The sequence below is a fragment of the Sphingomonas paucimobilis NBRC 13935 genome (assembly GCF_000739895.2).
Classification (GTDB): domain Bacteria; phylum Pseudomonadota; class Alphaproteobacteria; order Sphingomonadales; family Sphingomonadaceae; genus Sphingomonas; species Sphingomonas paucimobilis.
This window is the reverse complement of record NZ_BBJS01000065.1, coordinates 1-13,148: the sequence shown is the minus strand read 5'-3', so window position 1 is coordinate 13,148 and position 13,148 is coordinate 1. Positions and strand designations below refer to the sequence as shown.

The following is a 13,148-nucleotide window of genomic DNA, read 5'->3' as shown; positions in this document are numbered from 1 at the left end:
CCCCCCGATCCACCGCCCTCTGCTGCTGGTCGTGCGCGGGGTGCTGCCGATGCCGCCCAGGCGCACAGCTTCTTTTCCCACCTCGATACCAACATTCATCGCATCCTCGCCGTCCTGGGTTCCTTCCGCGATCTGGTGACCGACGTGCGCGCCAGCCTTGCAGATGCCGCCGCCAGGGACGCCCAGCGCGCGGAGGACGAGGAAGCCCGCGACAAGGCCATAGCGGCCCGCCTGGTCGATCCTGCGGTTCTGGCAGCCCGTGCGGAGGCCGGAGCGCGTCATGGGGCCGCAGATGGCCTTGCCGGGGCGGGAGAGGCCCTGCGGCGTCGGATCGACGCTGACACGGCCGCGCACGCCGCCCTGGCCGATCGTTTTGCCGCCGATGCCGCCGATCGTCGCGCCCATGAACAGCGCCGGCGCCGGTGGGACAGGTGGTGGAACGGCGCGCTCGCCGGCTTCGCCCTGCTGGTGCCGCTCTCGCTGGGTTATGGCTATCACCTCGGAAACGGGGCCGGTGAAACGTCGGGCTATGCCCGCGCCCGTGATGAGGTGGCCGCCGCGAACTGGGCCAACACCGTCAACGGCAAGCTCGCCCGCCGCATCGATCAGGCCAGCGAACAGACCATCCCCGCCATCGCCGCCTGCCCCAAGGATCATGGCTGGAAGCGGGAAAAGCGGGACGGATCGTATTGGTGCTTCGGGGCGAACCCCGATGCCAAGACTTACAGCGGGTGGTTGCTGCCATGACCCGCGCGCCCATCAGCGATGCGGAGCGCGGCCGGCGTAAACGCGAAATCGACTTCGCGCGGGGCAGTGTCCGCTACGAGGGGGGCATACTGTCAGGCGAGGTCGAGGAGCTTAACACCCGCTACATCGACGGTGAAATTGACGGCGACGAGCTGACCGCCGCCATCCTCGCGTCCGTGACCGTGCAGCATGGCTGACACCCGCACCTGGCAGCTCGTCATGGTCGGGGACGATCTGCACCGCATCACCGCTGAAGCGCAGGCCGACATGGCGCGGCTGCTCGACCTCGATCCCGCCATCTCCCACCTGACCGTCGAGGTCGGTGACGTGTCTGTCCACGTCGCCCGCGATTGGCCCAGCGACCGGATGGAGGAAGCCGACCGTCTGATCGATCGCATCGCTGCCTCGGGCGTGTCTGCGATCGTCGTCTACGATCGTAACGGCAAATCCCCTCGCCGTGTGACGACCGGCGAATGATGGCACGATGTCCCCGGCCCCACCCCCTCCTTCGCCAAGCCTGCGGCCGGTAGGCCGCTCTTGTGACGGCGTAGCCGGCACGCATCATCGGCGCATCGGGCGAAGGCCGATTCCGCTTATCATCATGCGACGCTAGCCTCGCGCGCCCGCGATGATTCTAGATTCTACTGATTCTATGATTCAGGGGGGTCGTATCCCGCTGAATTACAACGTTGATTCCGGCCTATCATGAGAAATGGGGTGGGGTATCATGAGAAATGGGGTGGGGCATCATGAGTTTTGGGGTGGGGTATTGTGAGGAACGGGGTGCGTGAAATGAGAAGCTAGTCGCTCTCATCTCATGATAGTTGACCATCCCGTTATACCGGGTGATGGTGCCGCTATGAGTGGTGGAGCAGACGACAAGCCTGGGCGGACGATGGAGGTTGCACGGATCGAGAAGGAGCGAGGCTCTGACACGATCGTACAGCCGCGTGAGCTGGTCGAAGTACGCTATGCACGCGGGGTTTCCCTTAGCCTGTCGGCTCGCAAGGTTCTCGCTCTGATGATGCACCAAGCTGCCGGCGATGCCTGGCGCGATCAGGAGCATCGTATCGCCAAACGGATGCTGCGCGGCTCCCACAATTCCAATGACCGCCTAACCGACACGATCGACGAACTGATGGGTATCTTCTTTGCCATGCCCGATCAGGTCGAGGGCGACCGGGGCCGGCGCACGTTTCAGATGGTCGAGGAAACGTTCGAGGGGGGTGAGCAGGGGTGGTTGATCTACCGGTTTACCCGACGCGCTCGCGACCTGCTGAAAGACAGCGCGACCTACGCCCTACTACACCGGGAAACAGTGCTGGCGTTCGACAGCAAATACGCGCTCGAACTCTACCAGCTCGGGGCGCTGCTCTACCGTCGCGATGTTCCGATCTGGCGGGGTGACGTTGCCACGTTGCGCGCCAAGCTCGGCGTACCGGAAGGAAGCTATGGGTCGTTCGCCGATCTGCGCCGCTTCGTCCTCGATGCGGCAACGGCCGAGATAAATCAGCTCGTCCCTCAATTCTCTGTCGCGTGGGACGTGGCAAAGCGCAGCGGTCGCAAGGTCACGGAAATAGCGATCACCTTTCGCCGCAAAGCCCCGATCGCCGCGGTAGCAGCGGAAGAGGAGAACGAACGTCATAGGGCTGGCCGGCGCGCACGCCGCGACGGTACGGTGGAAACCCTCGTTGACCCTGCGGCTATCATCGCCGCCACGGTCGCGAACCTGTCGATCTCGGACGAACTCCGGTGGCCCGCCGACGACCAGGTGTCGGAATATCGCACGCCGGATCTCTATGCGATCGGCCTAGCCCACGGTGGTGGTCACGCGATCCAGCGGTTGGCGGACCAATACGCTCGCGTCCGGTCTGACAGGCGGCGAAACTTGCGGGGGGATGCTCTGCGCGCTGATTGGACGACATGGGTAAGGGGTTGCGCGGAGAAGTGGGCGAAACCCTGATCCTTGTTCCTAGTAGGGTTGCGGGATACCGTAGGAAAACCGGTCATGGCTCCCGGTTGGAAACACGGGGTGTGAACTATGGCTACCGTATCGATGACCAAAGGGGCAGAGCTGGCAGGTGTCAGCAAGGGGACCGTCTCAAAAGCCCTAAAATCTGGCCGTCTTAGCTATGCTGAGAAAACCGAAAACGGCTACCTTATCGACACCTCCGAGCTATTTAGGGTGTTTCCACCAAAGCAGCCGGAAACGGTTGAACCAACACGGCCGGAAACGGGTAAAGGAAACGTGGAAACCCTAATCGAAACAGGGGGGTTGCGCCGGGAAATTGAGCTGTTGCGTGAACAGCTTCGTGACCGTGACGGAGTGGTGGACGACCTTCGCCGTCGCCTCGATCAATCGGATGAGGAAAGGCGTGAGGCTCAAGCCCGAGTGATTGGACTGCTGGCCGGACCCGGCCCTACAGAATCCAAGCGAGGGTTCTTCGGTCGCCTGTTCGGCCGCACTGACGAAGGGTAGCGCGATCGTCACCCCTGCCGTCGCGAGAGCCGGGATATCGTGGCCTGATCCACCCCGAGCAGGGCCGCGACGGTGCGTTGCGTGTCACCCCTGGCGAGCCGCTGTAGCGCCTCAGCCTGCTGATGGGGGGTGAGGGCGGTTCGCCGGCCGAACTTCACCCCACGGGCCTTGGCCTGGTCTCGGCCGACTGCGGTGCGCTCCACGATCCGCTGGCGCTCCCAGCTCGCCGCGATCCCCAGCACGGCGATGACGACCTCGGCGAACTGCGAAGTGGTGTCCACCATCGGCTCCGCGATCGAGCGGAAGCCGGCCCCTGCCTCCTTCACCGCATGGAGGATGTTCAACAAGTCACGGGTGTTGCGCGCCAGGCGATCCGTGGCCGTCACCATCAGCACGTCGCCAGCATCGAGCGCGCCGATCGCGCGCTTGAGCTTCGGCCGCTCGGCCGACGCGGCGCTGGCCTTCTCCTGGTAGACCTTCACGCAGCCGGCAGCGAGGAGCTGGGCGACCTGCTGGGTGAGGTTCTGCCCATTGGAGGAGACGCGCGCATAGCCGTAGATCATGCAATCATTGTGCATCGGATATATGCATCACGAAAGTGCCCGGATTTCTGCCATTCCCGAGGCGATGCAGAACCTGTGAGTTTTGCATCAAGATCGAGAGAACCGATGGCAAGCCAATGCCCCTCTAGCTAGCCTTGGATCAAGGTTATCGGGGGAACGGCAAATGCAGCAGTCATCGATCGGTAGAGGGCTTGGATGCCTTGCTATCCTACCAGCAGCTTTCATCGGATTAGCAGGCCTGGCGGATGGTATCGGCCCAACCGGGTGGCGAGGTTTCGCCGAACTATTCGGCTGGGTCGCCGTCTGTGCGACTGCATGCTACTTCATCGGCGTGCTACTCACGCCTCGGGGATGGGCTGGAGCATGGCGCTACCTCGCTGGCGGCGCCATCGCAGGCGCACTAGCGGTAGCAGTCAATTGGCTTGGCCTGGGCGCGCCGATGGCCGCCAAGATCGCGTACACCTCGGCCCTCCAAATAGTCGGTGTTATTGCAGTGGCCGGTTGCCTGATCCTGCTCGCGCGCTTTGCTAGACACACTCGTTAGTGATGCAAAACCTATGATTTTTGCATCATACCCAAATGGTTTGTATGACTCTCAACCTATGAGCGGCAACGGACCTGTCGATATTTGGACGATGATCGCGAGCGGGATCGAACGCGACGGCGATCGTGCCGCCCGATCGCACCTTGATGCCGGTTTCCCGATCTATGTGGCGAACGCGGACACTCCGGACGGCACCGTCGTTCGCATCGATCCGGACGGCAGCCGCCGCCTGGTGCGGTTCGATGGCGCGGGCGAACACCGGCTCCGGTGACCCCCTGGCCACCACCGCTGTCTGGCTATCCCTGCCGCTGGTAGAACCTGATCCGATTCCCACAAGGATGGTATTTCGAGAAGCAAATCAGCTTCTCAAAAAACACTGAATCACGGTTTTGAGAACAGAGATCGTGCGTCAGCGGCGTGGACGACGAAGAAAGAAGCTTTCAAACGCCTGCAAAGCTCCGTTAGGCTGAAGAACGTCATAATAGGTGACCTTGATCTCGGTCATGCCATCGGCTGCATCAGGTCGCACCTCGAACGCCGCGAAGCCGTAAGCGTGCGCCGCATTACGGGACGCGGACCATGGTGCCGGCTCGACGACGTAGACCGGACGTCGTTTGCCGGTCGTCGGATCAGGAGCCTGGACGGCAGTAATGACGCGGCATCGTGGTGGTTCAAACAAGAGCTCATTCGATGGTATCGACGTGCCGCCGCCGCCGATCACCATGTGGACGGTGCCCTGCGTGGTGTCGATGACGTCGAGTGCGGTTCCGCGAGGAACGGGCGTGCGTGTCGGGTTGGCTTCCGCGCCGCGGATGGGGTGCGAGCGCTCGTAATGATGCTCGTGCCCGCATACGACCAGATCCACGCCGAAGCGATCGAACAGCGGCAGCCATTCCTCGCGCACGCCGAGGTCCGCCCCATTAAACTTGTCGGCAGTGGAGATCGCGACCTGATGCATGCAGATTACGATCCAGTCGATCGCACGATCCGCCCGCGCAGCGCGTAGCGTGCTTTCCAGCCACGCCTTCTGCCGACCTGCCGAGTAGCCGCGCACATAGCTGTCGCCGCCGTCCTGGTAGCAGACATCGTCGTTGGCGATGCTGACGACCCGAACCGACCCAACGGTGAATGCATACCATAACCCCCGCGTCGTCTCGTCCTGACCGGGAGCCGAGGGCAGCTCGAAATAGGTCTGGTAGGCGCGGTAGCCGATCGGGCCGTTGCCCAGCTCGTTCTCGTGATTGCCGGCAGACGGCATCCACGGGCGATTGCGGGCACTGCGACTGTTGTTGGTCCAGAAGTCGCTCCACGCCCTTACCCGGTCTTGCGCAAGGTTGGCGTAGCACAGATCACCGTTGAACAGGTGGAACAGCGGACGGATGCGCTCGATGCCGGTGGTGGTGTCGGCACCCGCCGGGCCGCCGAGATTGTCGTTCACGAATGGGGCGTTAGGCAGCACGACGCCGGCAGGGGGCACGAAGCGACGACCCAGCGTCGGCGTGCCCTGATCGCCGAAGCTGGTGAAGGTGAACGTCGCGCGCCCACGCGGTGCCGTCCGGAAGTTGCCGAACTCGGGGCCTGCGCCGTCATGAACTGCGGCATACATATACTCGGTATCGGGGGTCAGGGTGTCCAACCGGGCATGGAAGGCATGGACCCGCTGCCCGGACTTGGCGTCCACATAGCTTCGCTCCACCGCGTCAACCGTTCGGAGCAGGGTGCCGTCAGGGTGTCCCAGAACCACCTGCGGACGCTGCACGCTCTCCAGTGCGTGCCAGGAGACGACAATTTGTGATGTAGCGTCCTCGCCGAATTGGAGATGAAGGCCGGCAACGGCAGGCGCGCCTGATACCGATGGCTCGGAGGTCCAACGACGTGCGGGCACTGTCGCCGCCGCAGGCAGCGCTGCGGCTATGCCCGCAGCGGCGAGCAGCCGCCGCCTGTTGATGTCGAAGCTGCCGTCCATTCGCCCATCCCCGTCCACCTAAATCCCGATCAGTAGCGGATGCCGGCCCTGATCCCATAGGTTATCACCTCGTGCGGCGTGAAGGTGGCGGCCGTGACGAAGGCGTTGGCGGTCTCGTAGAAACGCGCGTTGGTCAGGTTGTTGACGTAGCCGCCGAACCACAGCCGTCCATCAGGCGCGGTGAGGGTCAGGTTGGCGTTGACCAGCCAATAGCCGGGCAGCCGGGTGTTCGAGGTGGTAAGAAACGTGCTGGAGCGGTGATTGTAGTTGATCTCGGGTCTCGCCTTCCAGCCGCCCAAGTCGAACGAAACGGACGCCGCGCCCTTGTAGTCGAAGCGAGGAAAGTTAGGCAGCGGCTCGCCCGACTGATCGCTGGTGACGATGGTGTTGTAGAAACCTGTGACGGGATCGCGCAACGCGATCGTCGCTGGTGAATTGACGAAGATAAATTCGTCGTACTGACCGGTTTTGTAACCGATTGATTGGCTGATCTCGACAGCATCGACAGGTCGAGCAATGATCTCGACCTCTCCGCCATAAATGTGGGATCGTGGCACGTTGATAATGCGGCCGATGCGCTGGGTCTGACTGAAAATAACGCCTTGCAACTGCTGATCGCGGTAGTCGTAGTAGAAGCCAGTCGCGTTGACCTGAAGGCGCCGATTGAGCACCGTGGACTTAAAGCCGGCTTCATAGGACAGCAGCTTTTCCGGATTGAACGGTGATATCTGGCCCGGCAGCCCGCTGTTGTAGGTCGTAAATCCCCCGGATTTCACCCCGCGTGCGATGTCGGCGAACAGCATAACGTTCGGATCGATCCGATAGGTCAGCGCCGCCTTGCCTGACCATTCGCCGCGCGCCAGACGCTGACGAGTCCTCACGTTCACCAGCGGTACGGGAAAGACGATTTCGCTGATGAAGTCGTCCAGCTTACGCACCTCATGTTCGTAGCGCCCCCCAAGCGAGAAGGTCAGCCGGTCGGAAAGGGCCAGATCGCCGTTGGCGAATACGCCCGTCGATCGCACGGGTTGACGATAACGAGTGGAGAAGATGTTGCGCAGCGACGCGACATCAGTGAAATCCGACATGAAGCCGCCATTGTTGTGCTCGTCCGAGCGATAGACGCCGACAAGATAGCGGAAAGTCCGATCGGTGGGCGACGCCAGCCGAACCTCTTCGGACTGGGTGTCTATCTTGTTGAAAAAATACTCGCCGCCTTCGTTGGAGTTGGTTGCATCGAAATCCTGAAACTCCTTGCGATCGAAATGCTCGTGCGCGATGATCGCGGTCAGTTCGGCCCAGCCGAAATCATGGCGCAGCCGCACGGATGCGCCATAGCCCTCGTTGTTCAGGTTTGGCTTGGCGTCGAACCGCTGTCCGGTGAGTTGCGCAAAGATCGGCGAGATTCCGAAGCCGGTTGCGCGCTGGCTGGTGTCGGCGGGGTAGCGAATGCCAAGTGGGGGAAAATTATGTGATTGGAAGGGCAGCCGGAGCTGCAGCCCGCGCCCGTCCGAGCGGTCGCGATCGTAATGCGCCGACAGATCGACCTGCGTGGCTCCTCCCGGTCGCCAGGCGAGCTTGACGCGCCCGTTGAAACGATCCCTGTCACCCAGGCGGCGGCCTGTCGTCCGGTCGATCTGCCATGCGCCGCCTTGGTCGATGTTGAAGGCAAGCCGGCCGGCAAGGCTGTCGCTCAGCGGTCCGGTTACGTAGCCCTCCACTTGCGCCGCGTCGAAGCGGCCATACTCGCCCATGAGGGCAGCGCCGAACGTTGATTGCGGCGCGGCCGTCGTGATGCTGACGACGCCGGCGGTGGTGTTGCGGCCGAACAACGTGCCTTGCGGGCCGCGCAGCACCTCAACCCGGTCGATATCGAAGAGCGAACCCTGGAAGGTCACGGCATAAGGGTGGTTTACCTCGTCGATGTAGACGCCGACAGTGCCCGTGTTGTTGGCGGCATAATCGGTCAGCCCGACGCCGCGCACCGCGAATTGCGTCTGACTCGTGCCAAGCTGGGCAGTCGCCTCAAGGCTGGGCGCGCTGTTCTCGATATCATTGACGGTGCGGATGTTGCGCTCGGCGAGTTGCGATCCGCGGATCACGGTCAACGCGGCCGGCACGTTCTGTGACGACTCCGACCGGCGGGTCGCCGTCACCACGATATCGCCGATCCCTGTGTCACTTGACTGATCGGTCCTTGCAGCAGGCGGGGCGGCGGCAGGCGAGACACCCGCGGGCAGGTCGGACTGGTCGGGAACGAGGCTGATGTTCGTGCCAGACCTCAACCCAATCCTGAGACCAGTTCCAGCAAGCAGTTTGGCAAGCGCTACCTCAACGGAATAGGTACCATTAACGGCATTGGTCCGCTTGCCGGCGAGCTTCCGGGCTGGCGCGACGATCTGCACGCCTGCCTGCCGTGAGAAGGCTGGAATGCCGTTGACCGCTGGTTGAGCCGGAACATCGAAGCGCAGTGTCTGTGCCGCCGCGGGCTGGGCGACGCACGCCAGGGTAACGGCAGCCCAGCAGGCGCGATGATTCAGTTCCGGCATTGAAAGCTTCCCCCTTCGTGTGGCTTCTGAGGCACCACATCAGGGGAGATGTCGGCGGTGACCGTTTCCGCCACTCGTCATGTCAGGTTGTCCCGCGGGCCACTCGCGCGATGACGATATCATCCCCGCGCATCGTCACGCGGGCACCGAGGCTTACCGCAATTGCGCGCGCAAAACCGAGCGGGTCGTTGGAGGCAAACAGACCGGTGATCGGTTCCGCCGCCAGCGAGGCGTCAGGTACGACAATCTTTGCCGAATTATATCGTTCGAACTCGGCAGCAGCCTCGGCCAACGTGTCGCCCGCGAAGGAAAGCTGCCCCTCCCGCCACGCCAGCAGCCGGTCGAAGCTTTGCGGAGCAAGCCGCGTCACCTGCGGTACGGTCTGGTCCCCTTTGGTCGCCACCGTCGCTTCCCACCCGGCTCCCAGCAGGCGTCCGGCCGCTAGCGGAGCCAAGCCATCGGTCAGTGCAACTACCCCGGCACGCACCAGAACCGCACAGGTAGCGTCCGGCCGCAACTTCACGACAAAGTCGCTGTCGATCGCGCGGATTACGGCAGCGCCCGCCCGCACGAAAAAGGGGCGCACCGGATCATGCGCCACCTCGAAAAAGGCTTGGCCCGTCAGAAGACTGACAACCCGCTGCACATGATCGATTGCAGTAGTGAGGTGGGAGGCCGCATCAAGCGTCACGACGGTACCGTCGGCAAGGGTAACACGGCGAACCTCGCCGATGCCGCTTGCCTCACTGCCCGACGAAGGCCGCCGCCATGATAGTCCCATTACCCCCGCGACGACGGTGGCAGCCAAAGCCCCGCCGCCCAGAAGCGCCATTCTGCGGTTCGGCGCGATTATGGCGGTCTGAGATGTCGGCATACCGCCAATGGCACTGGCGCGTTCGGCATGGAACCATGCGGCGCGCGCGCGGGCGAGGGCGCCCAGCCGCCGTGTGTCTCCCTCCAGCCAGCGATCAAGAGCCGCCTGCTCGACCTTCGTCAGGCCGCGATCCATCCTTGCCGCCCAGCGTGCGCCTTCCTCGTCAAGTTGATCCGCGGACTCGCGACGGTCGCTCAAGGGGCCGGCTCTCCTGCGGTTCCACATCGGTCGCACTGGTAGATGCCGCTCGCTTCCGGTTTCCGCCACGCCCGAACTGTTCGAGGAGACGCTTTATGCCACGGCCTATATGCTTCTCGACCGTGCTTTCGGAAAGCCCTAGCTCAGTCGCGATCTCGCGCTGCGACCAGCCCTCCACACGTCGGAGCCAGAAGGCGCGGCGCATCTGTGGTGGCAACGCCTCGATCGCGTCGATCACCTTTTGCAGTTCGTCCTTGGCGGCGGTCCGGTCATCAAGCGGGGACGCAGGGTCTGGTGCATCGAACTCGAACAGATCGGCTACATAGTCGAGCGGTACGATCTTAGCCTTACGGAGTCGCAACAGGAACTGGGATCGAGCGGTCTGAAGGGCATAGGCACGGGCATCGGCGATATCCGCTACCGTCTTCTTCGCCGCCAGCACGGCGTAGGTTTCCTGAACAAGGTCGTCGATGTCGGCCTGCGTCAAGCCGCTGATCCGACGAAGCCTTGAACGAATGACGGTCTCATGCGGCAGGACATGCGCCGCGAGCCACTGCGCTCGGATGTCGAACGTATCTGCCACGAGAGGCACATGCCCCCTTTTTGTGACAAGCTGATGCATCGGTGTCCGCATCTTGGCCTCCCGATTGGGAAGGTCGCATGAGAAAGCCCGCCTCGCTGCCGGCTTAAATGGGACAGCGAGGCGGGCTTTTTCCCGGAATCTGTTCCCAATTCACTTTTCCCGAAATGCCCCAACCTCGACGGGAAAACGGGAAAGGATCAGGCGGCTTCCAAGGTCGGAATCCGCGCGATGATATCGGCATCCTTCACGGCCTGCACGGACAGGTCGTAATTGCGCTGCATGTTGCTCCACATCTCGGGCGAGGTGCCGGTGAGCTTGCCGATCCGAAGCGCCATCGTCGGGGTGACATCCTGCTTCTCGGCGAGAATATCGTAGAGGGTCTGCCGCGACACCTCGAGCAGCCTGGCGATCTCCGCCTTAGGCTTGTTGAGCGCGGGCAGAATATCCTCCCGCAGCAGCTCACCGGGGTGCATCGGGGCAAGGCCGGATACGAGCTGGTTCATCATCTGTCTCCTGTCCGGGCCGATCCCGGATCATCATGCGTCTCTGTAATAAACCCTATGTGTAAACTAAAGCCTTACATGTCAAGCGTTGACTGACAGATTTTGAGGGGGCATGCCCCTCCTCAGTGATAGTCCTCGATGTTCACGTCGATCGCATCGCCGTCATCCCAAGCCCATGTGACCCGGTAGTTGCCACTGGCATCGACCGCGTAGCGTTTGGGTTTGGTGTTCAATCCGTGGAACCGGAAGCCCGGAAGATGCATGTCCTCGGGCTTCGTAGCGGCATCCAGCGTGCGCAGGATGCGACGGACGCGATTGTGGTTCTGGACGGGAAGTTTTGAGCCATCTCCCTCGGTGGCGAAGGCTTCGAGCGCCTTGCTGGTGTATGTCTTTATCATAGACACATTGTAAGGCATTTCCTGACAGTTGTCAAGCATTACCTTACACTCTGCCGAAAACGATTCCTTGCCGGCGACCTACCGCCCGAACCCGATATCGTGGTCGTGTTGCCGGTCCCGCTGTCGATCGCGCTCGATCTGCGGTTGATCCAGCTCGGGACCGGTCTGCTCGCGGCGGGGTGACTGGTCGATCGCCGGCAGGCCGTCGAACCCGTCGCCGGCGCTGGTCTGCAACCCCGATCGCATCGCCCGCGCCGCGCCCTGGACCAGGCTCGACATGCCCTGCATCGCCAGCTCGGCCCGCTCGCGAAGCTGGTGGGACCACTCCCGTATCCGCTCCTGACCGCGCTCGATGTAGAAGCCCAATCCCCGCTTCTCCATGATCGCCTCGTTCATCTGCCCGCGCGGGGTGACGGCATGCGGTTCCTCGCCGGCCGCGATCTGCTCGCGCTCGGCGCGCCGCTCGATCGCGGCCGACGCATGGCCCATCTTCACGGTCGGCTCGATATCCAGCCCCTGACGCTCATAGCTGCGATGATCGACCCGCTCCGGCACCTGAGCGTGTTCCAGCGCGTCGTTGACCATGCCGGCCCACCGCTCGCGGATCGCCTCCACCTCGACCGAGGCCGTTGTGCGCACGTCGAGCTGGCGCGTCTTCGCCCCCAGTCCGCCCGGCCCGACCTCCCGCGTCGTCGTCATGACATGCGCGTGGTGGTTGCGATCGTCGCCGTAATCATGCGGGGCATGGATCGCCGCATCGACCGCCACCCCGTAGCGGTCGCGGATATCCTCCGCGAAAGCACGAACCAGGTCGCGGCGCTGGCCGGCGTCCAGCTCGGCCGGCAACCCCAGCTCGTACTCTCGCGCCACCTTCGCGTCCTTACGCTTCTCCGCCGCCTCGGCCGCGTTCCACAACGCCGATCGATCCTGAGCCCACTCCGCGCCTTCCGGCGCGACGATGAACGCATCCTCGACGCCGCTCCGCCGCGTGTAGTCGTGGACCAGGCCGTCGCGCTCGTTTTCGAGACAGACGCCGGCACGATACGCGACCGCCGCGACCGCGCTGCGCCCGGTCGAGCGCGACACCGATTTCACCGCCAGATGGTAGATCGCCATCGCCGCGCCTGCCTTCTCCAACGTGGTCCAGCGGCGTTGCGCTGGTCGGGGTGTGGGGCGGAGGCCCCGCTGTCGCACAAGCGACATGGGTGCAGGTGCCCCTGCCGCACGCATTACGCAGTAATGCTAAAGTGCGCCCTTGTCTCCTACCGTCGTCTCGGGTGGCTTCGTTCGTTGGGTTGCGCTATAGTCACTTCGTTATCGTGCTTTCACGCGGAGAAGGTATGGCGGCACCGACACGCGAATCTATCGACTTGGCGCAAAAGCGGGTGGACCAAGCCAAGGCCCGTCTCGCCGCGCTCAACGCCCGTGTCGCGGCCGAAGGTCGCCGTCTCGATACCCGCCGCAAGATCATCCTGGGCGGGCTGCTCATCGACGCCGCCAGCAAGGACAAGCGGTTCGCCGGCATCGTCTCCGAGCTGACCCACCGCATCAGCCGCGACCAGGACAAGAAACCGTTCGAGGGGTGGACGCTGCCCGGGGAGGATCGCTGATGGACCGCGACCGTGACGATGATCGCTACGACGATCCCCGCCGCCCGGTAGAACGCGGAAGGGGGCGTGATCTGCTCGGCTCCGATCGTCACGATCCCCCGGCCGGCAAGTTTGATCCTGCCGAGTTCGACATG

General features: G+C 63.2%; 15 protein-coding genes. 7 read left to right on the top strand and 8 right to left on the bottom strand.

All coding sequences use genetic code 11. The features are described from left to right. The 5 genes from SP6_RS21315 to SP6_RS20655 all read left to right on the top strand — a co-directional run. Positions 1 to 747, top strand: a 747-nt coding sequence (locus tag SP6_RS21315; protein WP_439645779.1) for a hypothetical protein, incomplete at its 5' end; no start/stop codon positions are given. Next, positions 744 to 944, top strand: coding sequence for an antitoxin VbhA family protein (locus SP6_RS19340; protein ID WP_042469534.1), 201 nt, complete (start codon positions 744 to 746; stop codon positions 942 to 944). The genes SP6_RS21315 and SP6_RS19340, both read left to right, overlap by 4 nt. Further along, a complete protein-coding gene (locus SP6_RS21590; protein WP_042469533.1) occupies positions 937 to 1,224 on the top strand; it encodes a hypothetical protein in 288 nt (95 codons plus the stop codon). The genes SP6_RS19340 and SP6_RS21590 overlap by 8 nt, the downstream gene beginning before the upstream one ends. Positions 1,225 to 1,642: 418 nt before the next feature. After that, a complete protein-coding gene (locus tag SP6_RS19330; protein ID WP_053003322.1) occupies positions 1,643 to 2,710 on the top strand; it encodes a replication initiation protein in 1,068 nt (355 codons plus the stop codon). 78 nt (positions 2,711 to 2,788) lie between these two features. Beyond that, positions 2,789 to 3,226, top strand: a complete 438-nt coding sequence (locus SP6_RS20655) for a recombinase (RefSeq protein ID WP_082052597.1) — start codon at positions 2,789 to 2,791, stop codon at positions 3,224 to 3,226. 8 nt (positions 3,227 to 3,234) lie between these two features. On the opposite strand, the gene SP6_RS19320 is transcribed toward SP6_RS20655, so the two are convergent. Then, positions 3,235 to 3,789 carry a recombinase family protein gene (locus SP6_RS19320; RefSeq protein WP_042469537.1) on the bottom strand — a complete coding sequence of 185 codons (555 nt, stop codon included), beginning with the start codon at positions 3,787 to 3,789 and terminating at the stop codon, positions 3,235 to 3,237. Positions 3,790 to 4,391: 602 nt separating this feature from the next. Here SP6_RS19320 and SP6_RS19315 point away from each other — a divergent pair. After that, positions 4,392 to 4,604, top strand: coding sequence for a T-complex 10 C-terminal domain-containing protein (locus SP6_RS19315; protein ID WP_042469530.1), 213 nt, complete (start codon positions 4,392 to 4,394; stop codon positions 4,602 to 4,604). A gap of 138 nt (positions 4,605 to 4,742) precedes the next feature. Here SP6_RS19315 and SP6_RS19310 read toward each other — a convergent pair whose 3' ends face one another. The 7 genes from SP6_RS19310 to mobQ form a co-directional block, all read right to left on the bottom strand. Continuing rightward, entirely contained in the window at positions 4,743 to 6,299 is a 1,557-nt protein-coding gene (locus tag SP6_RS19310) for a purple acid phosphatase family protein (protein ID WP_042469529.1), read from the bottom strand. A gap of 29 nt (positions 6,300 to 6,328) precedes the next feature. Next, positions 6,329 to 8,848, bottom strand: coding sequence for a TonB-dependent receptor (locus SP6_RS19305; RefSeq protein WP_082052596.1), 2,520 nt, complete (start codon positions 8,846 to 8,848; stop codon positions 6,329 to 6,331). 82 nt (positions 8,849 to 8,930) lie between these two features. Further along, positions 8,931 to 9,920 (bottom strand): FecR family protein, encoded by a 990-nt coding sequence (locus tag SP6_RS19300; protein ID WP_164521909.1) that lies wholly within the window; start codon positions 9,918 to 9,920, stop codon positions 8,931 to 8,933. After that, on the bottom strand, positions 9,886 to 10,542 hold the full coding sequence (locus SP6_RS19295) for an RNA polymerase sigma factor (RefSeq protein WP_042469527.1): 657 nt from the start codon (positions 10,540 to 10,542) through the stop codon (positions 9,886 to 9,888). Before SP6_RS19295 ends, SP6_RS19300 begins: the two co-directional genes overlap by 35 nt. Positions 10,543 to 10,700: 158 nt before the next feature. Further along, a complete protein-coding gene (locus SP6_RS19290; protein ID WP_233419836.1) occupies positions 10,701 to 11,006 on the bottom strand; it encodes a HigA family addiction module antitoxin in 306 nt (101 codons plus the stop codon). A gap of 122 nt (positions 11,007 to 11,128) precedes the next feature. Further along, positions 11,129 to 11,443: a type II toxin-antitoxin system RelE/ParE family toxin gene (locus SP6_RS19285; RefSeq protein ID WP_232254031.1), complete on the bottom strand. Its 315-nt coding sequence runs from the start codon at positions 11,441 to 11,443 to the stop codon at positions 11,129 to 11,131. 39 nt (positions 11,444 to 11,482) lie between these two features. Continuing rightward, positions 11,483 to 12,520, bottom strand: a complete 1,038-nt coding sequence (gene mobQ / locus SP6_RS19280; RefSeq protein WP_042469524.1) for a MobQ family relaxase — start codon at positions 12,518 to 12,520, stop codon at positions 11,483 to 11,485. 224 nt (positions 12,521 to 12,744) lie between these two features. Between mobQ and SP6_RS19275 the strand changes: the two genes are divergently transcribed. Beyond that, the gene (locus tag SP6_RS19275) at positions 12,745 to 13,014 is read left to right on the top strand and encodes a hypothetical protein (RefSeq protein WP_042469523.1); all 270 of its coding nucleotides are present in this window, start codon (positions 12,745 to 12,747) and stop codon (positions 13,012 to 13,014) included. Positions 13,015 to 13,148 lie beyond the last annotated feature (134 nt).

Excerpts from the sequence above, each read along its gene's own strand:
- SP6_RS19340 (WP_042469534.1), top strand. The coding sequence starts at position 744 with ATGACCCGCGCGCCCATCAGCGATGCGGAGCGCGGCCGGCGTAAACGC.
- SP6_RS21590 (WP_042469533.1), top strand. The coding sequence starts at position 937 with ATGGCTGACACCCGCACCTGGCAGCTCGTCATGGTCGGGGACGATCTG.
- SP6_RS19330 (WP_053003322.1), top strand. The coding sequence starts at position 1,643 with ATGGAGGTTGCACGGATCGAGAAGGAGCGAGGCTCTGACACGATCGTA.
- SP6_RS20655 (WP_082052597.1), top strand. The coding sequence starts at position 2,789 with ATGGCTACCGTATCGATGACCAAAGGGGCAGAGCTGGCAGGTGTCAGC.
- SP6_RS19320 (WP_042469537.1), bottom strand. The coding sequence starts at position 3,789 with ATGATCTACGGCTATGCGCGCGTCTCCTCCAATGGGCAGAACCTCACC.
- SP6_RS19315 (WP_042469530.1), top strand. The coding sequence starts at position 4,392 with ATGAGCGGCAACGGACCTGTCGATATTTGGACGATGATCGCGAGCGGG.
- SP6_RS19310 (WP_042469529.1), bottom strand. The coding sequence starts at position 6,299 with ATGGACGGCAGCTTCGACATCAACAGGCGGCGGCTGCTCGCCGCTGCG.
- SP6_RS19305 (WP_082052596.1), bottom strand. The coding sequence starts at position 8,848 with ATGCCGGAACTGAATCATCGCGCCTGCTGGGCTGCCGTTACCCTGGCG.
- SP6_RS19295 (WP_042469527.1), bottom strand. The coding sequence starts at position 10,542 with ATGCATCAGCTTGTCACAAAAAGGGGGCATGTGCCTCTCGTGGCAGAT.
- SP6_RS19290 (WP_233419836.1), bottom strand. The coding sequence starts at position 11,006 with ATGAACCAGCTCGTATCCGGCCTTGCCCCGATGCACCCCGGTGAGCTG.
- SP6_RS19285 (WP_232254031.1), bottom strand. The coding sequence starts at position 11,443 with ATGCTTGACAACTGTCAGGAAATGCCTTACAATGTGTCTATGATAAAG.
- mobQ (WP_042469524.1), bottom strand. The coding sequence starts at position 12,520 with ATGGCGATCTACCATCTGGCGGTGAAATCGGTGTCGCGCTCGACCGGG.
- SP6_RS19275 (WP_042469523.1), top strand. The coding sequence starts at position 12,745 with ATGGCGGCACCGACACGCGAATCTATCGACTTGGCGCAAAAGCGGGTG.